Annotated in this window: 1 pseudogene; it reads left to right on the top strand. The window is 69.7% G+C overall.

Annotated elements, in window-relative coordinates:
- Positions 1-373 (top strand): annotated as a pseudogene (triA, locus tag ACLJNW_RS23535) (triclosan efflux RND transporter adaptor protein TriA); the annotation flags it as partial.

Raw genomic sequence — 373 nt, 5'->3', positions numbered from 1 at the left:
GCTTTCCTATACCGAGCTGCGTGCCTCCGACGCCGGGGTCATCACCGCCCGCCAGGCCGAGGTCGGCCAGGTGGTGCAGGCCACCGTGCCGATCTTCACCCTGGCCCGCGACGGCGAGCGCGACGCGGTGTTCAACGTCTACGAGTCGTTGTTCAGCCACGATGTCGACGGCCAGCGGATCACCGTCAGCCTGCTCGGCAAGCCGGAAGTCACCGCCAGCGGCAAGGTCCGCGAGATCACCCCCACGGTGGACGAGCGCAGCGGTACGCTGAAGGTCAAGGTCGGCCTCGACTCGGTGCCGGCGGAAATGAGCCTCGGCAGCGTGGTCAACGCCAGCGTCGCCGCGCCGGCCGAGCACAGCGTGGTGCTGCCC

Source organism: Salmonella sp. SAL4457 (assembly GCF_046548235.1).
Lineage (GTDB): Bacteria > Pseudomonadota > Gammaproteobacteria > Enterobacterales > Enterobacteriaceae > Salmonella > Salmonella enterica.
The sequence above is the reverse complement of the archived record's forward strand: the minus strand, read 5'-3'. Positions and strand labels throughout refer to the sequence as shown.